The following is a 23533-nucleotide window of genomic DNA, read 5'->3' as shown; positions in this document are numbered from 1 at the left end:
GCTCCTTGGTTGGGCCGCCGGCGTGGCTCGGCCCTTTGCCGGTTGGTTGATCGGGACTTCGGTTATTCGGCCGCCTGGCTGCCGGGCTCGCGGTGAGGGGCCCGATGAGCGGGGTGCTTCAGCCCGAGGTTCTCGCGAAGGGTGCAGCCCTCATATTCGGTGCGGAACAGGCCGCGCCGGCGCAGCTCCGGGATGACCAGCTCAATGAAATCGTCGAGCCCGCCGGGCACGGTCGGCGGCATGATGTTGAAGCCGTCGGCGCCGCCCTTGTTAAAGCGCTCTTCGAGTTCGTTCGCGATGGTCTCGGCCGTCCCGACGAGCTGCCAATGACCGCGCGCCCCGGCAATAGTCTCGTAGAGCTGACGGATGGTGAGATTTTCTCGCCGCGCGAGATCGATGATCAATTGCTGGCGGCTCTTGCCGCGCTCCGTCTCGCTCAGGTCCGGCAGCGGCCCGTCGAGCGGATAGGCGGAAAGATCGACACCACCGGAGAGATTCGACAGCAGCTCCAGCCCGACGTCGGGATGGATCAGCGACTGGATCTGCTCGAATTTTTCGCGGGCCTCGGCTTCGCTTCGCCCGACCACTGGAAAGACGCCCGGCATGATCTTTAAATCATCGGGATGGCGGCCATACTTCTCAAGCCGTCCCTTGAGGTCGGCATAGAAGCTCTGCGCCTCCGGGAGCGTCCGCTGGGCGGTGAAGACGACCTCCGCGGTGCGGGCCGCCAACTCCTTGCCCGCCTCGGAAGAGCCGGCCTGGACGACGACCGGATGACCCTGCGGCGAGCGCGAGACCGTCAGCGGTCCGCGCACCCGGAAATGCCGTCCGCGGTACCCCAGGATATGCAGTTTATCCCGGTCGAAGAAGAGGCCGCTATCCTTGTCGCGCAGGAAGGCGTCATCCTCCCAGCTGTTCCATAGGCCGAGCACGACATCAGCGAATTCTTCCGCCCGTGCGTAGCGGTCCTGATGCGCGAACTGGCTGATATTGCCAAAATTCTCCAATTCGAGCGGATTGGACGAGGTCACGAGGTTCCAGCCGGCCCTGCCGGCGCTGATCTGATCGAGCGAGGCGAATTTGCGGGCCAGGTTGAACGGCTCATTGAATGTGGTGGAGGCTGTTGCCACCAGACCGATGCGCTCCGTTACCACGGCAAGCGCCGACAGGAGCGTCAGAGGCTCGAAGCCGACGGCCCATTCGTCGGTCCGGGAGAGGGATTTGAGATCATCCGTATGGGCCGCGACCCCATCCGCCAGGAAGATCAGGTCGAACTTCGCGCGTTCTGCCGCCTTGGCAAATGCGATGCGCTGTCTGAGGTTCGTCGTCGCATCCGCAGCGGTGCCCGGGTGGCGCCATGCCGCCACATGGTGGCCAGCTGGATACATAAAGGCGCCAAGCCGCAGCTTCCCAACCTTGCTCACCTTCAGTCTCCTTTTCAGCAACGATGACAATTCACGAGGAGCACGGCGCTTTACCGGAGCGGACGATCGGCGCGGATTCGGCGGCGTGGCTGACAAGTTGCCGGCGCCGTCCTTTTCGGCCGAACAATGCCTAGGCGGCCAGGCTGACGTTGCCCGTCTCTGCGACCAGCCGACACGCTTCGAATATGGCTTGTTCCGTGCGGTTGCGGATGGCTTCGGATATGATGACGCCATCGGCGAAGTCCCGGTCGGAGGCGTAGATGCCTGTCGGGATGGTCAATGCCTCGAAGAAGCCGAAGAGCGGCCGAAGCTGATGTTCCACGACGAGGGAATGACGTTCTCCGCCGCCAGTCGCCGCAAGGATAATTGGCTTTCCTTTAAGCGAGGGTGGCTCCAGCAGATCGAAGAAATGCTTGAACAGTCCAGTGTAGCTGCCTTTGAACGTCGGCGAGCCGACCACCAGGACAGCGGCGCTCAACAATTGCTCGACGATGTTTCGGGCCGAAGGGTCAAGGTCGCCAAGCCGCTTGGAGTGCGCAAAGGAAGGGCCTAAATCCTGGATGTCGAAAGTAGCTGAGGACGCGCCAATCTTCTTCGCTACTTGTCCGACTATGTGGTCAACAAACCCCCTTGTCTTTGAAGGGCGAGTAAGATTACCCGATATTCCTAACACGAACTTGCTCGACATTTGCCGGCCCCTTCATAACGGTCTGTATCACCAAACTCTATCGACTTAGCCGAATTAAGAGAGGGAGCAGATTTCAAAAAGAAGCCGACAATCGGATGGAGTTTGCGGAACGTCGGCTATGATGGGGTCATTCGATGCTGACCGGAAGCATCGGGTTGGCCCCTGCCGCTCAACCAATTTGACACTTTACGCAGGCACATGTTCAGCGTGATTGGCATAAGCGTGCGAGCAGATCGGATCTGATCAGGAGGCCGTTACGCGGCCCGGCCTCTCTTTGTTGTTCTTCGGCGGGCAGACCACATGGTGGCGACGCGGCGGCACGCTCCCGGCGATCGTGCTGGGGAAAACGAGTAGCCGTGCGGCATGGAATGACGGCTGTGCTGCATCCGCCGCCAAGCCGGCCAACGTTTCCTGGAAATTCCATCCAGCAGGTTTTGGAGATCTGGTCGTTCAACCGCCTACTGGCCGTTCCTTCGGAACGGAGGCTGACGCGACTCAGAAAGAGGCGTACGAGGGTGCTTTTTGCGCTGCAGCCACGCCTGCACGCGCCCGAAGGCAGCGACGGTAGATCCGCATCCGAGCGATTGGTAGTGGATCAAAAGCTGGAAGTAGATCTCATTCCGATTGGATTGAACCAGTGCCCATCGGCGCGAAGAAGCACGTCCACCTGAATCTGTGATAGGCCTCGAACTGCATATGGGGAGTGATCGTTCGATAAAACGTCATCAGACGCTCGCAGATATGGTATCGATCATCAGGCGAGGTCTGGACACGTTCTCTGGGGATAAACCACTCTGCTTCCTGGGGCCCATTCAAGTAAGCGGGGCGCGGCAGCCTGACGAAATAGCCGTCTTTAGCCATCCTGACGTCGTTGGAATCGATCGGGTGGCAATCCTTGTTTCCGCAGCAGTTATAGTGAAGAACGGGATCAGTCTTGCCCGTATACCAATCATGGGCGTCTGCATCGCCAGGCAGCACAAGCCACGCCAATGCGATGTGTCTTAGCAACTGCTTCATGGAACTGGCCCCTCACCAATTGCCTATAGCATATGAGTAGTAGCTAATCCTACAAGGTCTCTCCGACGTGCGAAAAATGTGCCTGACCAGAACGGCGGCCTCCGTTGGCGCATGAATGCCTGGCGTGTGGATAATCAGCGCTGGCGTCTTGCCGATTGCGCCGGCCGGCGCGCACTCTCGCAGCCATGGTGGCGGAGCATGTTGAATTGGCGTTGTTTGAGCAGTCACTCGGCAACATCGAGGGCGGCCTCAATCGACCGTTCGGTGATCGTGTAGCTGACGCCGCGGAAAAAACCGCAGGGTCGGTTCTGTTCGATGTTCGCATCGACGGCGATACCTGCGTCGAGCGGATGGCTGCGATCGGATATGGCGTGACCAGCACAGCAATAATCGTGATGGGGAGGAACGGACAACTCAGATGCGCGTCGATAAACGGAGACACCACCCCTTTGGTGGCAGAATTGGCTGCCTGGAATGCGTCTCCGCTAAGTGAGCAAGCGAGGGTTGACTGCCGCGGAACGGCCAGCATCCTGCTGGCGAAGCTCCGGAGCTCAGGTCATTTCGGCCGGCTCTAGACGGTTCAGCTCTGCTCTTACCTGGCGGCCAAATTCCCCGCGGCTCAGATGCGACGTGATGGTGGTATTGAAACCCGCCTTTGGCAAGCAAATCACTGGTGATCCGATGCCCAGGTACCTCCGCCAACCCTATTTGGAAGGTTGCATGTCAAGCCATAATTCCAGCGTCAGAGGTGGGTTAGATCGCAGCTTTGTATCCGCGCGAGAATCGTCTTCTCTGTCTCGCTGTCGAGAGGCTTACTCGCCAAATGTTGGATGTCTTGTGTTTCGAATGTCTGACGAAATCCGTCGAATAGGCCATGACGCGGCCGCCATTCAAAGCTCTTCATCAGGAATTGGACATCGACGCAGCAGGGATAATCCCGGAATGGAAAATACTGACGCGGCATATAGTCATCAGCTTGATCTCTGGCGAGAATACCGGGATCAGCGAAGCCGGCAGCAGTTGCGACTAAATTGACCCACTCCCTCAAACTCACGCGTTCCTCACTTGCGACATTGAATACCTGCGCGCCGCGCGCTGCTGACGCCGAAGCGTGGACCATAATGTCAGCGAGATCCTCGGCATGCAGAAACTGGATCCGCGTTTCACCGTTTTTGGGGATTACGACCGGCCGCCGCTGTAGGCAGCGCGCCCATATGAACGATTCCCGGTCGTTGTCATTGCCTGGCCCATACAGATAAGGGGGACGAAAAATTGTAACCGGGAGCTGTTCTGCCTGGTCTGTGAGAAATGCGTCAGCGGCGGCCTTTTCGAAACCATAGTCCGCCCATATTGCTGCTCCACCAATAGGGTCGCCCTCGGCAGGGCATCTACCTGGTGTCTCTTTGTAGACAGCCGCGCTGCTAAGGTGAATCCAGCGCTGTGTCACGCCAGAAAAGGCATCCCAGGCGGTTTTTGTGCTTTGGAGATTATAAGAAGACGTATCGATGACGACGTCAAACCCGGGCACCTGTTGAGAGATCTGAAAGAGCTGATCACCGTCGGTACGGTCCGCCGTCAATTGTTCCGCGCCTACCGTGACTTTATTCCCACGGTTTAGCACGCTGACGTGAAATTGGTCGTGGAGCAGTGCGGGAACCAAATGGCCCCCGACAAAACCAGAGCCTCCAATCACCAAAGCGCGCTTTGTCATCAAAGGTCTCTCGATGGCGTTGATTGTGGACCCGCGGCTGCGTCGCTTCGATTGAGGATAGGCCGATCAGCGAGGCGGGCTAAGGAACTTCAAATTCAAAAATTAGCACGCGGCGATAGTTCCGTGCTGGTCTATTCCAGGCTCAGCGTTTTTCCTTCGTTTGTCATGCAACAGTTCGGCACGGCGGCTTCAATCGTGGCGCAGTCGACCTACCGCGGCAGAGGAACATCTTTTTAACACCGCTTCCTGCGGCGAGGCGGTGCGTGCGATGCATCCGGAACCGGAGCTTCCTCAACCGTTGCGGGCTCAGGAAGCGATATGTCGGGCATGATCATGTTGTTGGCGTCGGATACTACTCCAGCGGTGGTGAACACCGGCTGAGAAACATCTTTGCCAGGATCAATCGGCTGCGGCGCTGCCTCAGCGACCGCACCTTTCGTGTTGGCTTTGGCGACATCGTTCGCGATAGCGGCCAGGTCGATGCCCGCCCATATCGCCTCTGGTCGCTTCAGGAGGCCCCGCTTCTGTTTGATCTCGACGACAAAGGGTCGCTGCTGCTTCATGTGCTCTCGGCGGACCTGGGGGATTGCGAACGTCGTCTAAGCCCATCGCGTGCCTTCGTCCACCCGCCCTCACGTATTTTCCACATCCAGCACGCACGCTGATGGTGTCCGCTTTCGGCACCGCTGTAGAAACCAGATCCTGCCGGATGGAACTGGTCTTCGCTTTCTGTGGCGGACACAGGATATTGGGAACCACGCGTGCGAGACCGCCTGTTGTAGATCTGCGTCGCTGACCATCGAATCCCGGTGGTTCTTCCGCGCCGCCCCACACCATTTGAGCGCCAATATTAAAATCGCTGGTGCCCTGATGTGCCGGTCAGGCCTCAATGACGGGGAAGTGGGAGGATTGCGCGTTTGCGGGGAAAGCTTGTCGGCCGCTCAATCGAAAGCGTCATTTGAGGCGCTGCCTCTCCTGCGTGCAACTGGAGGACACGCTCGTCCAGTTCCTTGTCTACTTCCGTGAGACGATGGTTGAGGCGAAGGTAGTCCGTCCAGGTCGGCGTGCGGAATGTCTCCGTCCATTGCATAGGCTTCTGAAGGTTACGCTGGAGCGTCCAGTTGCGAGCACCGACGCGGCTGTGGACATGCCTGCGCTGCCGCATGAGGTCGAGGAAGGCCTCGACATTTTTCTCGGTTATCAGGTATTCGACCTTGACCACGATCGGGCCGCTTCTCGGCTTCAAATTGAGAGCGACAGCGGGAGCGTCGAATGCCTCCAAGGGATCGGGTTCGGAATCGTGGCGTTCGCGCAGCGGAAACAGAACGCCGGCTACAGCGACGAGCAAAAGCGCACCGGCAGAACCCTCAAGCGCCCAGGTCAATGAATGGTTCTCGGCGACAGTGCCCCACACCCAACTGCCGGCCGCGATGCCGCCGTCTATCAAGGCGTAGTAGATTGAAATCGTGCGCCCCACGACCCAGCGCGGGCTCGCCAGCTGCACGCTCACGCCAACTCCGGACCAGGCGGTGACCCAGCCCGCGCCGCCCAAGGCGAGCGCAATTGCGGCTACGGCAATCGAAGAGGTCAGGGCAAGGGAAAGAGAGCATGCCGCGCAGGCGATGCAGGAGAGCCTCATCAGCCGTTCTTGCGACAAGCTCCGTCTGAATGTGCTGTTGGAGATGCCGGCGAAGACGGCGCCTGTCCCGAAGCCGGCCATCAGCGTGCCATAGGCGAGTGGTCCTCCGCCCAGCTGGTCACGGACAACCAGCGGCAGCAGCGCGAGAATGGCGATGCTCGCCAGCCCAAACAGGGTCCCGCGAGCGATCGCCGCCTTGATTTCGGAAGACATCGCCGTGAAGCGCAGCCCGTCATAGATCGCCGTCCTCATCGACTCGCGTGGAAGCGGTGAGGAGCGAACCTTCCACTTGCAGCGCCATATGGTAGCAAGAGGGACCAGATAGGTGAGGGTGGTCACGGTAAAAGCTGCCAAAAGCCCAAAGGAGGCTACCACGATGCCGCCGAGCGCCGGGCCGACGGTTCGGACGGTGTTGAAACCGACGGAGAGCAGGGTCACGGCAGCCGGAATATCGCGTCGATCAACGATATCGCCAACCGAAGCCTGCCAGGCGGGATCGTTGAGAGCGCCACCGCATGCGATGAGAAAGCTGAAGCCGAGGATCATCCACGGACTGACAAAGCCCAGCGCCACAACCGCGGTCAGCATCGCAGACGCTATCACCATAAGGCATCTGCCGGCGAACATGACCCGGCGACGGCTGAAATTATCGGCGAGGGCTCCGGCGAAGACGGACAAAATGAAAGCGGGCAGGTTCGATGAAGCCTGCACCAGCGCAACCATCAGATCGGAAGTAGAGATCGTCGCCATCAGCCAGCTGATGGCGACAGTCTGCATCAACCAGCCGAGAGAAGAGACCTGCGTGGCGAGCCAGATCGAACGAAAGGTCGGCTGCGTGAGGGGCGCAAACGTCGTCGGCGCAGCCAAATCTTCAACTGATCCAGCCACTCTACTCATTTTTTGCGAGCCTTTGCTTTCCGTTATCGGCCGTCTCGCATGTAATCTCGACTGAACCGTGGCGGCTGGCAAAATTGAGAGAAACTCTTTTGCCTCCGACGAATGCGGCCACAGGTATTTTGCAGACGAGACCCAGACCCGAGCCGGCTCACCTTGCCTTCGAAGACATCACCTGGGTGGAGCCCAGATTCGTGCTTGTCGTTGACTCAGCATGCTTCATCCGAGCGTCACTACGCCACGCTGACCGCTTTCGTCATCGAAAGGCAAGCAGCGATCGCCGATCTTGCGGTCGACAATGTTTTGTAAGCTGATCGGCAGCAACCGTCGCAAGGCCGAAATCAGCCGAAAGGAGCGCCGCCTGAAAAGGCTGACGTTCTCGATGGGGTGGCACGCGATCATCTCAAGCTCGGCTGCGCGGCGCTTCTGTCTGCCCGTGAAAGCAACACCAGTTTCGCATCCGCGATCGCAACTTCCCTTGGCTGGGACGGGTTGATCGCCAGCATGGCGGGAGCCAATTCTGTCGTGCGCCCTGATCGCAGCGACGAGTTCGACGAGCTCGTTGAGCGGCAAAATCATTGCGCAAGCTGGGCAGGCTCATGTTCGGCGTGTTCTCTTTCCGGTCGTTTCGTCCCGATGATCCGGTTCTGCGGGCAGTTGACCATCTGCGTGCGCTCTACACGGCCGGAAACTGCCCGCGCAGGTGCCGCTCGCGTTCATGACCCGCAAATGGCGGCTGCGTGTACGCCCGGATGGTATCAACATCGATCTGCGCGCCTGGGAAGTTGCGGTGCTCGTTCACCTGCGGGAGCGCCCTGCCGGCCGCGACATATGGGTCGATGGCAGTCGGAGCGTGGCGTAGTTTGGAGGATTACCTATTTTGGAGGATTACCTATAAGGAGGCGATGAATCTTGGCTGTAACGTCACCTCCCTAGGCACGATCGGGTGATGACGTCTAGCTATTAGCCAGGCACAACCAGTCTGTGGTCCAAAAACTCCGTGCAGAAGGCTTGACGGTAGTCGATCCTGTTTTCCCAGAATTTGCCAAGGGCGGCAGCGGCATCCATTGCCTGACCATGCCGCCAAACGGGTATCCGTCGCGGCATGACTATCCTGCACGGCTATGGGGAACCCATCCTGCAAGGTGTTCGCTCACGACCGGGCTGGCGCTAGCCAGCGCTTCCCACTCTCCAGTTCCGTCAAACACCTTATCTCGGTGTCCACGAAACCGGCAGCAGGCCACCCTGCCAAAATTTGCAACGCAACCATCAGGCGGCCCTGCTTTCGTTCAAAGCCTTCTCAAAGGCATCCTTGATCGGCTTGGACATGTCCTCGCTAGCCCTCATCATCACAAGCTGGAAACCCTTGGCCTGCTCGGCAAACTTTTCCACCTGTTCGCGAAGGAAAGCGGTCTGTAATTCGATGAACTCAGACAGCGACTTCACGGCAACCAACGCTTCAAGGTGCGTGAACCCGGCTTCGGTATTGGCGCCCAGAGCGGCAATCATCTTCAGGGACACCTCGTTGCCGGTGGTCGTGGCTGTTTCAAAGGTCGACTCGAAAGCCCTTTGTGTCGTTTCGGCGTCCGAACTCAATTTGGAAAGTGCCTGCTTCGACTGCTCAAGGCCATGGTCGACAACAGCGCGAACTTGCTCGGTAGCCGCGGACGGGTCGAAGGCGGGGGATTCGAAGTTTTCGCTCGTTTCGGTCTTGCCAGGGAGCTTGGACATTTTTCCATTCCTTTTCCAGGGAGGGCCTCAGAACAAAGCCGTCTCCTGAAGGTACGAAACCGTCGCAACGGATTTATGAAGCCCACATGAAAATTGCGAGAGCGGGCTACGCCCGGCGTTGCCCAAATCGGGGTCGCCAATGAAGGGCTGCCAGCAGGCGCAGGGCCTTCTCGTTACGGCACGCGAAGATCGGGAGCTTCCAAAAGAAAGTCTTGGACTATTGGCGCTTCCTTCCGTTGACATCGCTAGGTGTTACGTTGTCTCGGGCGCGCGACCGATACAGCTGGCCTTCTTGGCGGAATGCACCGACGGCTGCAGTCACCGGAAGGCGCTGCGAGCACCTTCCGGTGCGCTTGCGGTGGCGCGAGATGCAGGAACCCGCGAGCCGTAAACGAGCGCCTATGGGGGTTTGTGTTTCGGAGCGTGCCAGCGCCTGTCGCGAACGGCCGCATCGAGTGCGCAGGACGAGTTGAACGATAGGCTTCCAGGCCAGGTATCCGAAACTTATCGCGTATTTCGGACATGACCACGGTCGAACCCGATAGCGACCTCCGCTCGCGCCTGACCTGAGCAACAATGCACCCATCCCCGAACGCGCGAGTACGAACGTGTGACCCGCTTCTGCACTAGGCCGCGCTGTTCTTGACCAGGCGCAGTTCTTGGTTGCCCAGCCGTCGGGAAACGGGCATCCCGCCTTTGCGGCTCGTATGCTGAGCGAAGTCGGAAATCGGGCAGGGTCGGCCAAGCAGGTAACCCTGGATCGCATCGCAGGCCTCTTGCCGCAGGAAGGTCAGCTCCGCGTCCGTTTCGACGCCTTCAGCCAGGACCGGGAGCTTGAGGCCTCGAGCGAGCCCAAAGACCGCACGCATGACGGCAGCCGCCTCATCGCTGCTATCCACTGCCCGCACTAGAGACTGGTCGACTTTGATCTTATCGAAAGGGAAGGCCCGCAGGTTCGACAGGGACGAGTATCCGGTGCCGAAATCATCCATTGCGATTTGGACCCCAAGGCTTTTGAGCTGGCGCAGCGCGGCGAGCGCGCGCCCGATATCCTTGATCAGGCAAGTTTCGGTAATTTCCAGCTCGAGGCGGGACGCATCGAGACCGGTCTCTTTCAGAATCGCCCCGACCAGTTTGGGCAAATTCCCGCCATGGAGTTGCATGGCCGAAACGTTGACGCTGATTGCTAGCGGTTGTTGCCAGCTTGCCGCTTCGGCGCAGGCGGTCCGCAGCACCCATTCACCGATCTTCAGAATGGCGCCACACTCCTCCGCGATCGGGATGAACGCTGCCGGCGGAACGGCCCCGCGTTCCGGATGATCCCACCGGAGCAGCGCTTCGAAACCGAATATCTCGTTGGACAGGAGTTCCGCCTGCGGTTGATAGACGAGGCGCAGTTGCTTGCGCGAGATCGCATGACGGACGTCGTGCTCGAACTGGCGACGATCGCGCAGATGCTCACCCATGGACGGCTCGAAAACGCAGTAGACGCCCCGCCCCTGCATTTTGGCCTCATAGAGCGCGGCATCGGCATGGCTCAGAAGCGTCTCCCGATCGGGTGCATCGTTCGGGAACACAGCAATGCCGATGCTGGTGCCGATGGTGACGCCGGCGGGCAGGTTGGCCCCCGTGTCATTGAATGCGTCCAGGATGGCTTCAGCGGTGCGCGTTGCATAGGCGGCGCTCGGCAGACCGGGAACGATCACAGCGAACTCGTCGCCGCCCAAGCGCGCAACCATCTGCCCTGGCTTAAGGACGCCACTGATCTTCTCGGCTACACACTGCAGCACGGCGTCTCCGACGAGATGGCCGAAGAGGTCGTTGATCTCCTTGAAGCGGTCGAGATCGAGGAAGAGGACGGCAAGGCACCGCTCAGCGCTGCGATGCGTGGTAAACTCAGCCTCGAGCTTTTCGTTGAAGCTCGTGCGGTTTGGAAGCTTGGTCAAGGGATCGTGGTGGGCAAGGAAATGGATCTCCTCCTCCGCCCGCTTGCGCCCGCGAATATCGCGCACTGCAAGAACATGGTGTTGCTTGCCGGCATAGACCATGCTGTGCCGGATCAGTTCAACCGGGACCGTACTGCCGTCCGTCGCGCATAGCCCCACCTCCAGCGGCGTTTGCGATGTGCTCGTGAGCTCGCCTTGGGAAACTGCGGGAAAGAAGGACGCGAGCGGGCGGCCGGCTGGCTGAGTGCCGTCCACGCAGGCAAGCGCGGCGAAACTGCGATTGGCTGCCACAATATCGGTTTCGTTGCACACGATCAGCCCCTCCACGGCCGCGTCGGCCAGCTCCTGCATACGCGCTGCCTCGCCAGCGCGACGCAGATCACGCACATCGAGGGCGAGGCCGATGATGGCCAAAAGGATGATGACGATTGAAACGAGGGCTACGCCAGTTGCCATCCAGTCCGCCGGCAACGCCGCCGCGGAAATGACAATGCGCGGGTCTGGCATGATTGCGGCGGCGGCCATCGCCGTGAAATGGTGGCTGCAAATCGCTACCGTCAGCACGACCGCGCCCAGCGCCTTCCACTTGACCGTGTTCGAGTGAAGGGCAACCGGCAATGCGGTCGCGCCGAACAGCCCACCAAGAATGATTGAGGCCGCGACGAGCGGCACATCCCAGACGACGCGGCCCTCGATCTCGAATGCGGCCATGCCAGTGTAGTGCATCACAGCGATGCCGCCCCCGACGACCGCACCGCCGATCCAGCGCCCATGTGGAATGCGCGGCGAGATGCCGATCGTGAGACCGGTGCCGGTCAACGCGATCGCGGCCAGCAACGACACGATCGTCAAGGCGATGTTATAGCCGCTCGACACAGCGGGCTGGAATGCCAACATGGCTATGAAATGCGTCGCCCAGATGCCGAAGCCGGTGGCGATCGCGGCGACGGCTAGCCAGACCCGTCGCATTTCGCTTTCACTGCGCCCGACATGGTGGAGGAGATTCACAGCTGTGAAAGAGGCCAGGGCGCAGATGAAGGCCGCCAGCGCAACCAGACGCAGATCATGCTGCGTCGCAATGCAAGTGTAGACTTTCAACATGCTTTTCCCCCAGGCAGGATGATCACCCGTCTGGGGAGAAATCTACGGCCAAAACTTGAATAAAGCGCTTAAGCGGAACATGCGCTTCGAGCTGGCGCTTGCGGTCGACGAGTCTCCGGCGGAGATCGAGATCCAGCGCAAGGGCTAATCGCCAATCTTTGCTTCAAGCGCGGCTGCAGCGAAAGCTTTTCGAGCGGCTGGTGGATGGGCCTCACCACGCAATACCTGCAGACAGGCGTCCATCGCTGCCTTCCGTTTCTCGGTCTGACGATGAAGATCACGCAGCAGGATAGCGACTGCATCACTAACATCGAACACGATGCGCTCTGAGCTATGGCGGCTAACCTGAACAACGACCCGCCTCCCAAATCTGCTCAAGCCGGTCATCTCTGCGCCGCCAAGGCGACTATGCGGCAATAGGCTCAGCTCGTCTTCTTCCCGAGCCGAGCGCTTTCCCGCTGCGATCGTGAAATCTCGACGCAATGCCGTCTCGACGTGCCCCGCGCCTGGCCACAGCCTCAAACGTCGCTGCGAACAGCCGCTTCTTCTCCTCCCGAAACCAGCGCCGGCGCCGCTCGACCGACGCGATCACCTCGAACTGATGCTTCGTCACAGGGCTACTCCCAGTGCCTGCACAAGGATTTGCGGCCTTCAGCCTCCCTGAGCGAGGCGGCGGTACTCGTCGAGATTCGAGACAACCAGACCATCGCCGCCAAGGTGCCGGTCTTGCTATTGAAGTACCTGCTTCTGACCAAACGGCTTCGCAGCAATGCCAGGAATGTCGTCAACCCGGACAGGTTTCCCGATTAAATAGCCCTGAACCTCATCACATCCGACGCGGCGCAGATAGTCGAGCTGGTCAGAAGTTTCGACGCCTTCGGCCGTTACCTCAATTCGAAGCTCATGCGCCAACTCAACCAATGATCTCACAATCGCGGCGCAGTCCGCATCGGTGAGCAAATCCTGGACAAAAGATCGGTCGATCTTGAGCCGCGAAAGAGGCAATTTACGAAGATAAGTGAGTGATGAATAGCCGGTACCAAAATCGTCAAGAGCAACTGTTACGGATAACGAACTTAATGATCGTAATAACGAAATTGTTTCTTCAAAATTCGAAATCAGAACATTTTCTGTAATCTCGACCTCCAATCTCCGCGGCTCCAAGCCGGCTTCAGCCAAGGTCTCTAAAATTCCATCTAGCAAGACCTTGTTCTTAAGCTGCACCGCCGACAAGTTGACGGAGACCCGCAAGTCGCGCGGCCAGCGCGCAGCCGCCAAACAAGCCGTTTTGACAGCCCAGTGTCCGATGGAATGAATCAAACCCGTTTCTTCAGCGATAGGTATGAACTCCGAGGGAGGGATCGCGCCAAGGGTCGGATGCTGCCACCGCAGAAGCGCTTCAAAACCTCGAATGCGATCGCTCCCGAGATCCAGAAAGGGTTGAAATGCAAGCCAAAGCTGGTCGCTGGCGAGCGCAGATGCCAGATCTCGTTCAAGGGCATGGCGCCTTGTGGCAACTTCATCGTCGTTTGCGCTGAAAAACTGGATGGAACCCGTGCCCAGTGTCTTGGCCCTGTGTAGCGCGGTGTCGACGCACCGCAGGAGTTGATTGGCATCCAAACCATCAGTGGGCGCTAAGGTGATTCCGATAGAGGCCCCGCAATATATTTCGCGTCCTTCAATAATGAAAGGGGTGCGCATGCCATCTGTGATCTGTTTGGCTAAGAATCTGATTTGATCTGGCCTAGTATCGCACGTGACGATTATAGCAAATTCGTCGCCATCCAATCTCGCGATGCCATCGCTCTCCCGCGTCGATTTGCGAAGTCTCGCAGCCACTTCGACCAAAAGGGCATCCGCTATTGCGCGGCCAAAGCGATCGTTCACCTCGTCGAAATTGTTAAGATCGAACAAAAGTAACGCAAAGTGCTGGTCAAACTGCTTTGCGTCCACCAACGCGTTTTCCAGCCGCTCGTTGAAGCTGAACCGGTTTGGCAAACTTGTTAGAACATCCCTGCGAATGGCGTTTTCGCTTTCCGCTTGCAGAATTAAGCGTTGGGTAAATTCGCTCGCGTGAGCAAGCACTGCGCGAAACAGCGTGATGGCGTAACTCACTATCAGGATTGCGACCGGCAGGTTGACGGCGTCTTCCACCCACACGATCGCGAGCGCTGAACCGACGAAGATCGGTAGCGTATACGCGATGGCCGCAATAGGAATCGTGTAAAAGGAAGCGGCGCCGCCCGCGATCATCCCCGCGCTCAGGCACGTAATGACGACCTGGGCGGCACTTGTTGCCCCACCGAAGAACAGAACGGGAAGTGCGCCCCACCAAGTGCCGAACAGGAAGGCGTTGCGCACCAGGTTTTGCGTAGTCCGGCGAGACACCGACCTCGGTTTGGCTGACCGAAAGGATGTTCTTGCTCTTAAGCCTACAAACCCAGCGGCGCCGATGATCACACTCGCCCAGACGATGGCTTTCGTTTGGTCGGGCGAGCCCCAAACAGCCATCACAACAGTGGCCGCGTTGAGTATATTCGCAAGCATGCCAAGAAGCGTATTGCGAAGCACGATATTGACCTGCTCCGCCCTGATGCGACCGGCAAGTGGTTCGATTGTCGAGGGCCCGCCAAAAACACGCAGGTCTCCCGCCAGAAGGTCGCCGAGCATTGCGGCAGACAGACGCTGCATCACTCTTCACTCCCCCGCGGTAGAGTAGTCAGCTGCGTATTGGTCGGTCCCCTAGCACCGAAACAATTCTGAAAAAGTAAATTTCAACCGCAAATTTGGACAGCCCAGTTGGAAAGCCAAGGGGCTTCGGAAATTCGAAGATAGTGAAAACGCGATCCTCCCTTGGGTCATCGCCGAGCTAACCTGATCCAGGTTTTCGCAATTATGCCCGTTCGCTCTCCGCCTTATATTCGGCTAACCAAAGGCTTTGCGTGCCAAAGCACGCTGGCACAGAAAATCTACACTATGCTGCATCGTCCATAATCGGCACGCCGGTTGCACGGTAAGGTTGCAAATCTCCCGTATTCTGGTAGGGCTCGCGTGGAGAGGTCGTTGAATGAAACGGATGAGAGAAAAGGACATCCCGGCGTTCGTGGAAGAGGTAGCCGCGACCGGCTGCAATATCTGTGCCGTCGGCCCTGGTCACTTCGTCATGGATGATGTCGATGTTCCGCGTGGCAAGCGGCGAGGGCTGTACAAAAAGCTCCAGGAAATCGACTCTCGCTACGGCAGTCGCGATCATCTACGAAGCAAGATTGCGTCGCACTTGAGGTCGATTGGCCGCTATGTTGACGCTCCTTCATTAGAGGCAGAATCCTGGGGGCAATTTCCAGCCTCCGAACGTAAGATCGATGATGAGGCGCCGGACCAGGCCGCCGTCACGGCCTACGATGTTGCGCAGATCCCGACCTACGCCGCGCTGCTGGTCGCGGAAACGGAGGGTGCCGATTGGAGCGACGTGTCGCGGGTCATCTTGAAAATAGACCCCGAGCGTGAGCCGGAACGGGCACATCGTGCCTGGGCATCGCACTTGGCGCGGGCGCGATGGCTTGCGACGAGTGTCTTCGCGGAGCTTCGGAGCGATTTGTTGCAATAGTCCATTGGCCCGCGATGGGAGTGTCTCGGTTAGCTGACTGCCCGAGGCGTGCCTGGATAAGATTCAGCTGTTCTGCATGAACGGCGGCGCCGTTCATATGGCGCCCATCGTCGGGGGCTGTCGGTCCGGATCCCGCCTGCGGCGGCGCTACGCTCCTACGCCGCCCTGATAAACCGGTCTCAGGGCCACGAACTTTCTCCAGCACCGATCAAGCCCAAACGTCTCTTCTACGCGCCGCCTGACCCCGGAGAAATTAACGGTCTCGCCCAATATGGGCTGCACGAGAACTCCGTTCGCTGCGAGAAAGGCTAAGCCGCGCGCCGGCGGTTTCGGACTCAACCGATAGCGTAAATGTATCCCATGACGCCAGGTTGCGCCTGAAATGTATCCCATACCGCAATTAATTCCGTGAAAAACCCCGTTTTGGTGATCTATTGGATACAACGTGTTGACGTGGCCATCGAGTTCGGTCATATTCCTCTCAAGAAACCTCATCAGAGGTCGTGTTCAAACAAGGGGAACCAACCATGACACGAAACCGAATATCGAGTGCTGCATCGCGTGAATTTGCTCTGGCCACATCAGTTATGTGCCTGATGATGGGTGCGGCAGCCCACGCGGAAGATATTGCCGCGTTCAATAAGCGCGTTGATGAGATCGTATCCAAAGCGTCGGCGCCGCAGTTGGTCACTCCGCCGAAGGACGGTCCGGCGGCCGCCAAGGACAAGAAGATTGTGATCGTGCCCTGTTCAATGGGCGGCGAGGGATGCGCAGGCCCGGCAAGGGCGTTGCAGGAGGCCGCTAAAAAGCTTGGTTGGCAGGCGCTACTGATCGATGGCGCCGGCGATCCTTCCAAGATGGCCGATGCCGTGCAGAAGGCGATCAGCATCAAGGCCGACGGTATTGCCCTTCAGGCCATCGACGCAGTCACGATTGCTGGGCCTCTGGCTCAAGCCAAGGCGGCGGGGATCAAAATTGTCGCCTATCAGTCGCTGAACAAGGACGGTACCATCGACGTGTCCTGCCCTATGGCGAAGGATGAAACGGCGGAAGCGTTCAACGCTGGCTATTTTATGACCGCCTATGCGTACAAGGAGGCTGGGTACAGCCTGAAGGCAGTGCAGATGCGGGGTGACGAATACGGGATCGCCGTCGCGCGTCAGAAGGGTGCCGATAAGTTCATCGGGGAGTGCAAAGCCGCCGGTGGCGACTGCGAGATCCTTGAATCGGAGAATTTCCTCATCACCGAACTGACCACGCGGGTGCCGCAGCAGGCAGTGAGCCTGGTTCGGCGCCATCCCGACTACAACGTCTTTTGGGCTGCCTATGACGCGGGACTCTACTTCATGATTCAGGGTCTGCAGGCGGCCGGGCTGACTGATCATGGTTTCGCGATCGGCTTCGACGCCAGCGCGCCGAACCTTGACATCATCCGTAAGGGCGGCTTCCAAAGGGCGACGGCTGCGGCCTCTCCGCCGTGGCTCGGCTACTGCCAGGCTTCGGCCCTTAACCGGCTCTTCACGGGAGCCCCGATCGTCGACGAGGGCGTTCACACCAAGTTGCTGACCAAAGATAATGCTCCTGCCAGCGGACCGTATGTCGGGGATATCGATTTTCGACCCTTCTACGAGAAGCAGTGGGCGGCAAAGTAGGGATCTGCCGGCAGCGGGCCTTCAGCTCTGCTGCCGGTTTCTGGGTTATGACAGGCTTCCATCGGGGCACTTCAGCCCAGCAGCGGAGCAATGATGTGACTATGGCTCTCCATGCCAGTCCGGCTGAGACGGCACCGCTTTTGACGGTACGGCGGCTCAGCAAAAGTTTTTCCGGACAGAAGATATTAGACGATCTTTCCTTCGAGGTGTTGCCGGGCGAGATCCACGCATTGGTCGGCGAGAACGGCTGCGGCAAGTCGACGTTCATCAAGTGCCTTGCGGGCTTCCATCAGCCGGACGATGGCGCGGAAATCGAGGTCATGGGCAGGGTGCTTTCTTTGCCCTATTCACCCTCCGACGCTGGCTCATTCGGCTTCAGCTTCATCCACCAGAATCTTGGTCTTGTTCCTACCCAGAGCGTTGCGGAAAATCTCGCCCTGTCGCGTGGTTTCCGGAAATCCTTTGGCTGGCGTATCCGCTGGCGTGACGAGAGGGAAAGGGCGCATCAGGCGCTCGCCGGCTTCGGGGAACACATCGATCCCGATACGCTGGTGGCCGACCTGCCGCAGGCTGATCGCACGCTGGTGGCGATCGCGCGAGGAATGCAGCGGTCCGAGGGTCATCCGGGTATACTTGTCCTCGATGAGCCCACGGCGGCTCTTCCAGCCGATCAGGTCGAGCATCTATTCGAGATGTTGCGGGAGATCGCGGCGAAGGGCGTGGGTATCGTCTATGTTTCGCATCGCCTCAACGAAATCCTCGAACTCTGTGATCGGGTGACCGCCTTGCGCGACGGTCGGCGCGTCGCGACCCGCCCAGTCGCCGGCCTAAGCGAACGCGAACTGGTGGAACTCATCATCGGCCGCTCGCTCGACAGCTATTATCCGCAGGTCGACCGTGTTCCCGAAAGCGAACGCCTGCTTGAGGTCAAGGGCCTCGTCGGCAATCGGGTCCGATCCGTGGACCTGGCAATTCGGCGTGGCGAGATCGTCGGCATTGCGGGCTTGCTGGGCTCCGGCCGAAGCGAGCTCGGCCGGCTTCTGTTCGGTGCCCAGCAGCGCCGCGCCGGCACCGTGAGCCTCGGCGGCAAGATGCTGGCCCTCGGATGCCCGTCGGACGGCCTCCGCAGCCGGATCGGCTATGTTCCCCAGGACAGGCTCGGTCAAGGCGGCGTCGGCCGAATGACGGTGGCGGAAAACCTTCTGCTGCCCGACATGGGTTCGGTCTGGAACGGCCTAGGCATCTCCGCTGGGAAGGAGCGGGAGATAGCTGACGACGTCATTCGACGCTTCAACATCCGCCCGCCCTACAGCGATGCGACGTTCTCGACGCTTTCGGGCGGCAATCAGCAGAAGGCAATCCTGGCACGTGCGCTTCGGCTCGCACCGAAGCTCCTGATTCTGGATGAGCCGACGCAAGGTATCGACATCGGCTCCAAAGCCGAGATCTATGAGATCATCGCCAACGCCACCAGGAGCGGCATGGCCCTGCTGCTCGTCGATTCCGATTTCGAGGACCTATGTCGGCTTTGCGACCGCGTCCTCGTTATGACGGAGGGTACGATTGTGGCGGAACTGGCAGGCGCTACAAAAACAGCCAACCGCATATCGGAAATTGTTTATCTTTCTAAGGAGACCCTGCAATGAGCTCTGCCGCGCTTACTTCCGGTAAGGCTCGATCCAGCGCATTTGCCGTTCGGCATGCCGGCTTGTTCCTTCCGCTTCTGATGGTAGTGTTCATCATAGCGTTCTCGATCCTCGCGCCTGGGACGTTCGCGTCGCCTCGTACCGCCATCACCCTGTTGAGGACCGAGTCCGTTTCAGCCATACTTGCGATTGCCCTGCTCTTCCCACTGATCGTCGGCGAGTTCGACCTGTCTGTCGGCGCCAACCTCGGTCTCAGCGCCATTCTCGTGACGGGCTTGCCGTCGCTTCAGGGCTTCAATCTCGGCATCGCCATTCCCGTGGCCATAATCGCCTGCGGTACAGTGGGACTGATCAACGGGCTGCTGGTCGCCAAGATCGGCATCAACGCGCTTGTAGCCACGCTTGGGACAAGCGTAATCGTCACCGGAAGTGTGTTCTGGTACACGGACGGCAACGTTATCTTCAGCGACATTCCGGAAGCGCTGCCGCTCTTGGCGCAGAGCAACATTCTCGGCATTCCCGTCCCTGCCTATTTCCTGCTCGGCGTAGGTCTGGCGGCCGGATATACGCTGCAGCACACGCCCCTCGGGCGCTACTTCTACGCTATCGGCGGATCGAAGGATGCTGCGCGTTTGTCCGGTCTCAACGTCGACAATCTGACGGTGCTTTCTTTTGTGATCGCCGGCGTGTTGGCCGGCATCGCAGGAGTTCTCCAATCGGCGCTGCTTGGGTCGGGCAATCCGAATGTCGGGCCGGCCTTTCTCCTGCCCGCCTTCGCGGCGGCCTTTCTGGGTGCAACGGCCATCCAGATCGGTCGCTTCAACGTACTTGGAACGATCATTGCCGTGTTTACAGTCGCCATTGGCATCAATGGCCTGCAATTGCTTGGCGTCCCATTCTATGTTGCGCCGATATTCCAGGGCCTTTCACTGATCGCAGCCGTCTCCGCCGCGCGAATGCTTCGCGGTAGCCGAATCTAAGTTGGCCGGACGTCCGTGAAAGGCGCAGGTAGAAAACACCAAGGAGCAGATACCATGACAAAAGCCAGAAAAGTTATCGGAGCCGTCGCGCAGGTCCGTCAGGAGTTTATGAACACTCCAGCCAATCTGGCCAAGGCGGTACGCGCCATTGAGGATGCCGCAAAGGATGGCGCCGAGATCATAGCCTTCAGCGAATGCTATCTCGGACAGTTTCCTTATTGGGCACTCTATTACGATGTGTCAGCCGTAAATTTCACCAAGGTCATCACGGCACTCTACGAAGGCGCGGTTTCTGTTGGCGGCGAAGAATGCCGGGTCCTTGCCGAGGCCGCACGCCGCAACCGGATACATGTCGTCATGGGCTGCAACGAACTCTCCGATGAGCCGGGCAGTTCGACGATCTACAACACGCAACTGTTCTTCAGCAAACAAGGCGAATTGATAGGTCGCCATCGCAAGCTCATGCCGACCTATGCCGAGCGCCTTGTCCATGGACGTGGCGATGGCCGTGACCTGCGCGTTCATCAGACGGATATCGGCAATGTCGGTAGCCTCATTTGCTGGGAACACCATATGACCTTGGCCAAATACACGATGGCAACACTGGGCGAAGAGATCCACGTCGCCTGCTGGCCAGGCTTGTGGCGTGTCGGAAGCGCTGCGAAGGGAGAGCGGCCTATCGAGGCCGACCTGACACCCCCCTTTAGTTGCGACGCCGAGGTGGCTATCCGCGAATACGCGATCGAGACATCGAACTTCGTGCTGAGCGCTTCCGCCTACTTGCCACCTGAGAATATTTCGGACGAATGGCGCGAAACGATTGGGCCGACTCTGAATGCCGATTATGCGATTGGGGGCAGCGCGATTGTTGCTCCCGGCGGTGGTTATATCATCCCGCCGGTGATCAACGAGGAAAGACTTCTGGTCGCCGAGTTGGATTTTGCGGTGCGCCGGCTCGCCAAGGCCCAGTTTGATCCGCTAGGTCACTATTCCCGACCGGACGTCTTCAGTCTTCAGCTGCACGACCCTCTCGGCCGCGAACTCAGGTATTCCGCGCCGCAATCTGCTTCCGCCGCACCTTCGCGGGCAACGCCTGAAAGGAACCAGCGCATTGTCGACGAAAGCGAAAAGAAGCACACGGTGATCGACGAAGTTTTGCTCGAGCGTGGGTGATTGCAGCTTCGAAATGCCGACGATTGGCCGGAGAACAGATATGACCTGCCAATTGTATCGTGGGTCCGATCGGCCAACCGTCTGGAGTATCTGTTGTGCCGTCGCGGGGTCCCGGGCCAGGAAGGCCATGGATGGCATAGGCTGCATCCGGAAAACGGGTGGCCTATTCTCTTGGCCCGATGAAGGGAGCGAAGTGTGCGAGAAGAAATGAATCGGGGGCAGAAACCTTCGGAGAAGCGTGTCATCGGCGTCGAAGTGACGGAGGCAATCCGTAACGCCATCGTATCGGGTGAGTTTCTACCAGGCAGCCGCATCCGACAGGAGACGCTCGCCTCGCGATATGGAAGCAGCCGCATCCCCATCCGGGAAGCCTTGAAGCGGCTGGAGAGCGAGGGGCTCGTCGTCGTCGTCCCCAACAGCGGGGCATGGGTGGCGAAGATCGATATCGCCGAGGTGGAGGAAACCTACAAAATACGTCAGCGTCTGGAACCTTTGGCGATCTTCGAGAGTGTCCAGCACATTTCGCCGGCGACTGTCGCGCGGCTCGGGACATACCTCGACCGGATGGAGGCGGAAAAGGATCCTGAGGAGTTTCTACGGCTGGACCGCGAGTTTCATCTCCTGACCTACGAGGGCGCGCGCATGCCTATGCTGATTGGGATGGTAGAGCGTTTCTGGAACACCACGCAGCATTACCGGCGCGTGTTCCTGGATGCAATCAACGCACGCGCAGAGTGGATAACCCACTATGAGCACCGGCTGTTGCTCGACGCCATCGAACAGAAGGACGCGGCCGGGGCGGAGAGAATCCTTGCAAGCCATTTGCGGAGGTCGCAAATCGAGCTGACGAAACGGCTGACGGAGGGGCCACCCGTCGAGATGGGCGGCGCGCTTTCAAATCGCAGCAGCATCCCTCGTTCTTGAGGTCCCGTCCGCGCTCGTCGGTCGGAGTTTATGGCGGTCGTAGGCGAAATCATGTGGCGCCTGTGCCCAATCGCGTCTCGGCTCGGGGTATGCCGGTTCGTTCAAAGGCGCCCGCCGAACTGACGTACAACCAAAAGCTCATGGAAGAGCTCGCCGTCTGAGGCAGGATCGGAGAACGACATGACAAAGATGACCGCACCGCTCGAGGTCGGGCTCGCGGTCCGGGACCTGCCGCGTATGCGCGCCTTCTATGAGGTGGCGATAGGCTTAAGCTTCGTTTCGGAAATCGAGGTGCCTGGCCCTAAGGCCGCGGAGGTGGCCCTTTCGGCGGGCGGATATGTTGTCGTCCGCCTCCAGACCGAGAAAGGCGAGCGCATCAAGCTTCTCTGCCCGGACCGCCTGCCAGACACCAGATCCGAAGGTGGGCTCATCCTGGAGCGGCCGGGTTCCAGCTATCTCACCTTCATTGTCGACGATCTCCAGGCGCTGCTGGACCGGATGATTGCATATGGCGCGGAATCGATGACCGGTCCGAAGGCCATCGAGGTCCGCCCTGGCACATGGCTGGCCTTCGTGACCGATCCCGAGGGCCATATCGTCGAGATCGTCCAGTATGACGATCTCGACGGCTATCGCAGAGATCTGTGAGACAGAAGCCATGACTTTCGATTTTGAAAACCGGACGCTTGTGGTCACGGGCGCGAATGGCGGCATTGGCCGCGCGACTGCGGAACTCTACCGTTCGTCCGGCGCCAATCTGGTGCTGACGGATCTGGACGAGGCAGCATTGGAAGGCTTTGCCGGATCGCTCGGAGACGGTAGCCGGATCGCGACCCTCAAGGCGGATGCATCGAGCGCCGAGGATGCCGAAAAGACAGTCGAACTCGCGACTCGCAAATTCGGAGGCATCGACTTCCTGGTTCCGTCGGCCGGCATATATCAGGCGAGACCTTTCGTAGACATGTCGGACGCGGACTGGCACCGCACCATATCGATCAATCTCGATGGCGTCTTCTATCTCTGCAAGCGTGCGTTGCCCGCGCTGAAAGACGGCGCCTGCATCGTCACGATTGCCTCGCTTGCCGCCTATCGGGGAGCCTATACCAACGTTCACTACAGCGCGACCAAGGGTGCGATGGTGTCGATGACGCGTGCCTTGTCTCGCGAACTGGCTCCGAAAATTCGCGTCAACGGCGTGGCCCCGGGCATCATCGAGACGCCGATGACCGGCGAACTCCTGAAAACGCGCACGGACGAGAGCATTTCCCAGACGCCGTTAAGCCGATTAGGAAGGCCGTCCGAAATCGCTTCGGTCATCGCTTTCCTCTGCTCCCCTGCCGCAAGCTTCATCACCGGTGAGACGATCCAGGTGAACGGCGGAATCTACATGGCCTGAGGAC

General features: G+C 59.3%; 20 protein-coding genes. 9 read left to right on the top strand and 11 right to left on the bottom strand.

The genetic code is table 11. The annotated features are described in order from the left end of the window. Nucleotides 1-62: 62 nt before the first annotated feature. From EJ071_RS38205 to EJ071_RS38195, 3 genes are all read right to left on the bottom strand, one after another. On the bottom strand, nucleotides 63-1388 hold the full coding sequence (locus tag EJ071_RS38205; RefSeq protein WP_126102902.1) for an LLM class flavin-dependent oxidoreductase: 1326 nt from the start codon (nucleotides 1386-1388) through the stop codon (nucleotides 63-65). Between the two features lie 166 nt (nucleotides 1389-1554). Next, nucleotides 1555-2112, bottom strand: coding sequence for an FMN reductase (gene msuE, locus EJ071_RS38200; RefSeq protein ID WP_126102417.1), 558 nt, complete (start codon nucleotides 2110-2112; stop codon nucleotides 1555-1557). Between the two features lie 615 nt (nucleotides 2113-2727). After that, nucleotides 2728-3129, bottom strand: a complete 402-nt coding sequence (locus EJ071_RS38195; protein WP_126102416.1) for a hypothetical protein — start codon at nucleotides 3127-3129, stop codon at nucleotides 2728-2730. Nucleotides 3130-3335: 206 nt separating this feature from the next. Between EJ071_RS38195 and EJ071_RS38190 the strand changes: the two genes are divergently transcribed. Next, nucleotides 3336-3704, top strand: a complete 369-nt coding sequence (locus EJ071_RS38190; protein WP_245460141.1) for a hypothetical protein — start codon at nucleotides 3336-3338, stop codon at nucleotides 3702-3704. Between the two features lie 167 nt (nucleotides 3705-3871). On the opposite strand, the gene EJ071_RS38185 is transcribed toward EJ071_RS38190, so the two are convergent. The 8 genes from EJ071_RS38185 to EJ071_RS38145 all read right to left on the bottom strand — a co-directional run bounded on the left by EJ071_RS38185 (nucleotide 3872) and on the right by EJ071_RS38145 (nucleotide 14842). Then, a complete protein-coding gene (locus tag EJ071_RS38185) occupies nucleotides 3872-4840 on the bottom strand; it encodes an NAD-dependent epimerase/dehydratase family protein (protein ID WP_126102414.1) in 969 nt (322 codons plus the stop codon). 233 nt (nucleotides 4841-5073) lie between these two features. Beyond that, the gene (locus tag EJ071_RS38180) at nucleotides 5074-5403 is read right to left on the bottom strand and encodes a hypothetical protein (protein ID WP_126102413.1); all 330 of its coding nucleotides are present in this window, start codon (nucleotides 5401-5403) and stop codon (nucleotides 5074-5076) included. Between the two features lie 323 nt (nucleotides 5404-5726). Further along, nucleotides 5727-7376, bottom strand: a complete 1650-nt coding sequence (locus EJ071_RS38175) for an MFS transporter (RefSeq protein WP_126102412.1) — start codon at nucleotides 7374-7376, stop codon at nucleotides 5727-5729. Between the two features lie 216 nt (nucleotides 7377-7592). After that, on the bottom strand, nucleotides 7593-7952 hold the full coding sequence (locus EJ071_RS39005; protein WP_189521386.1) for a hypothetical protein: 360 nt from the start codon (nucleotides 7950-7952) through the stop codon (nucleotides 7593-7595). A 690-nt stretch (nucleotides 7953-8642) separates the two neighbouring features. After that, the gene (locus tag EJ071_RS38160; protein ID WP_126102411.1) at nucleotides 8643-9104 is read right to left on the bottom strand and encodes a phasin; all 462 of its coding nucleotides are present in this window, start codon (nucleotides 9102-9104) and stop codon (nucleotides 8643-8645) included. A gap of 626 nt (nucleotides 9105-9730) precedes the next feature. Next, nucleotides 9731-12151 carry an EAL domain-containing protein gene (locus EJ071_RS38155; RefSeq protein ID WP_126102410.1) on the bottom strand — a complete coding sequence of 807 codons (2421 nt, stop codon included), beginning with the start codon at nucleotides 12149-12151 and terminating at the stop codon, nucleotides 9731-9733. Between the two features lie 144 nt (nucleotides 12152-12295). Continuing rightward, the gene (locus tag EJ071_RS38150) at nucleotides 12296-12538 is read right to left on the bottom strand and encodes a DUF982 domain-containing protein (protein ID WP_126102409.1); all 243 of its coding nucleotides are present in this window, start codon (nucleotides 12536-12538) and stop codon (nucleotides 12296-12298) included. A gap of 342 nt (nucleotides 12539-12880) precedes the next feature. Continuing rightward, the gene (locus EJ071_RS38145; RefSeq protein WP_126102901.1) at nucleotides 12881-14842 is read right to left on the bottom strand and encodes an EAL domain-containing protein; all 1962 of its coding nucleotides are present in this window, start codon (nucleotides 14840-14842) and stop codon (nucleotides 12881-12883) included. A gap of 376 nt (nucleotides 14843-15218) precedes the next feature. Between EJ071_RS38145 and EJ071_RS40335 the strand changes: the two genes are divergently transcribed. The 8 genes from EJ071_RS40335 to EJ071_RS38100 all read left to right on the top strand — a co-directional run bounded on the left by EJ071_RS40335 (nucleotide 15219) and on the right by EJ071_RS38100 (nucleotide 23529). After that, entirely contained in the window at nucleotides 15219-15758 is a 540-nt protein-coding gene (locus EJ071_RS40335) for a hypothetical protein (protein ID WP_348628127.1), read from the top strand. A 527-nt stretch (nucleotides 15759-16285) separates the two neighbouring features. Continuing rightward, the gene (locus tag EJ071_RS38130; RefSeq protein ID WP_126102408.1) at nucleotides 16286-17410 is read left to right on the top strand and encodes a substrate-binding domain-containing protein; all 1125 of its coding nucleotides are present in this window, start codon (nucleotides 16286-16288) and stop codon (nucleotides 17408-17410) included. 47 nt (nucleotides 17411-17457) lie between these two features. Further along, nucleotides 17458-19056 (top strand): sugar ABC transporter ATP-binding protein, encoded by a 1599-nt coding sequence (locus EJ071_RS38125; RefSeq protein WP_126102407.1) that lies wholly within the window; start codon nucleotides 17458-17460, stop codon nucleotides 19054-19056. After that, nucleotides 19053-20036, top strand: coding sequence for an ABC transporter permease (locus EJ071_RS38120; protein ID WP_126102406.1), 984 nt, complete (start codon nucleotides 19053-19055; stop codon nucleotides 20034-20036). Before EJ071_RS38125 ends, EJ071_RS38120 begins: the two co-directional genes overlap by 4 nt. 54 nt (nucleotides 20037-20090) lie before the next feature. Continuing rightward, complete coding sequence (locus EJ071_RS38115) at nucleotides 20091-21209, top strand: carbon-nitrogen hydrolase family protein (RefSeq protein ID WP_126102405.1); 1119 nt, start codon at nucleotides 20091-20093, stop codon at nucleotides 21207-21209. Between the two features lie 207 nt (nucleotides 21210-21416). Then, a complete protein-coding gene (locus EJ071_RS38110) occupies nucleotides 21417-22133 on the top strand; it encodes a GntR family transcriptional regulator (protein ID WP_126102404.1) in 717 nt (238 codons plus the stop codon). A 180-nt stretch (nucleotides 22134-22313) separates the two neighbouring features. Beyond that, the gene (locus EJ071_RS38105) at nucleotides 22314-22781 is read left to right on the top strand and encodes a VOC family protein (RefSeq protein ID WP_126102403.1); all 468 of its coding nucleotides are present in this window, start codon (nucleotides 22314-22316) and stop codon (nucleotides 22779-22781) included. A gap of 10 nt (nucleotides 22782-22791) precedes the next feature. After that, nucleotides 22792-23529, top strand: coding sequence for an SDR family NAD(P)-dependent oxidoreductase (locus tag EJ071_RS38100; RefSeq protein WP_126102899.1), 738 nt, complete (start codon nucleotides 22792-22794; stop codon nucleotides 23527-23529). Nucleotides 23530-23533: the final 4 nt, after the last annotated feature.

The organism is Mesorhizobium sp. M1B.F.Ca.ET.045.04.1.1 (genome assembly GCF_003952465.1).
GTDB lineage: Bacteria > Pseudomonadota > Alphaproteobacteria > Rhizobiales > Rhizobiaceae > Mesorhizobium > Mesorhizobium shonense.
Note: the sequence above shows the minus strand (reverse complement) of the source record. Positions and strands in the feature narration are given on the sequence as shown.

What these genes read in the sequence shown, in the direction of transcription:
- EJ071_RS39005 (WP_189521386.1), bottom strand. Translation starts at nt 7,952, where the DNA reads ATGATTTTGCCGCTCAACGAGCTCGTCGAACTCGTCGCTGCGATCAGG.
- EJ071_RS38160 (WP_126102411.1), bottom strand. Translation starts at nt 9,104, where the DNA reads ATGTCCAAGCTCCCTGGCAAGACCGAAACGAGCGAAAACTTCGAATCC.
- EJ071_RS38125 (WP_126102407.1), top strand. Translation starts at nt 17,458, where the DNA reads ATGACAGGCTTCCATCGGGGCACTTCAGCCCAGCAGCGGAGCAATGAT.
- EJ071_RS38105 (WP_126102403.1), top strand. Translation starts at nt 22,314, where the DNA reads ATGACAAAGATGACCGCACCGCTCGAGGTCGGGCTCGCGGTCCGGGAC.
- EJ071_RS38205 (WP_126102902.1), bottom strand. Translation starts at nt 1,388, where the DNA reads ATGTATCCAGCTGGCCACCATGTGGCGGCATGGCGCCACCCGGGCACC.
- EJ071_RS38145 (WP_126102901.1), bottom strand. Translation starts at nt 14,842, where the DNA reads ATGCAGCGTCTGTCTGCCGCAATGCTCGGCGACCTTCTGGCGGGAGAC.
- msuE (WP_126102417.1), bottom strand. Translation starts at nt 2,112, where the DNA reads ATGTCGAGCAAGTTCGTGTTAGGAATATCGGGTAATCTTACTCGCCCT.
- EJ071_RS38100 (WP_126102899.1), top strand. Translation starts at nt 22,792, where the DNA reads ATGACTTTCGATTTTGAAAACCGGACGCTTGTGGTCACGGGCGCGAAT.
- EJ071_RS38185 (WP_126102414.1), bottom strand. Translation starts at nt 4,840, where the DNA reads ATGACAAAGCGCGCTTTGGTGATTGGAGGCTCTGGTTTTGTCGGGGGC.
- EJ071_RS38130 (WP_126102408.1), top strand. Translation starts at nt 16,286, where the DNA reads ATGACACGAAACCGAATATCGAGTGCTGCATCGCGTGAATTTGCTCTG.
- EJ071_RS38175 (WP_126102412.1), bottom strand. Translation starts at nt 7,376, where the DNA reads ATGAGTAGAGTGGCTGGATCAGTTGAAGATTTGGCTGCGCCGACGACG.
- EJ071_RS38120 (WP_126102406.1), top strand. Translation starts at nt 19,053, where the DNA reads ATGAGCTCTGCCGCGCTTACTTCCGGTAAGGCTCGATCCAGCGCATTT.
- EJ071_RS40335 (WP_348628127.1), top strand. Translation starts at nt 15,219, where the DNA reads ATGAAACGGATGAGAGAAAAGGACATCCCGGCGTTCGTGGAAGAGGTA.
- EJ071_RS38180 (WP_126102413.1), bottom strand. Translation starts at nt 5,403, where the DNA reads ATGAAGCAGCAGCGACCCTTTGTCGTCGAGATCAAACAGAAGCGGGGC.
- EJ071_RS38150 (WP_126102409.1), bottom strand. Translation starts at nt 12,538, where the DNA reads ATGACCGGCTTGAGCAGATTTGGGAGGCGGGTCGTTGTTCAGGTTAGC.
- EJ071_RS38155 (WP_126102410.1), bottom strand. Translation starts at nt 12,151, where the DNA reads ATGTTGAAAGTCTACACTTGCATTGCGACGCAGCATGATCTGCGTCTG.
- EJ071_RS38115 (WP_126102405.1), top strand. Translation starts at nt 20,091, where the DNA reads ATGACAAAAGCCAGAAAAGTTATCGGAGCCGTCGCGCAGGTCCGTCAG.
- EJ071_RS38110 (WP_126102404.1), top strand. Translation starts at nt 21,417, where the DNA reads ATGAATCGGGGGCAGAAACCTTCGGAGAAGCGTGTCATCGGCGTCGAA.
- EJ071_RS38195 (WP_126102416.1), bottom strand. Translation starts at nt 3,129, where the DNA reads ATGAAGCAGTTGCTAAGACACATCGCATTGGCGTGGCTTGTGCTGCCT.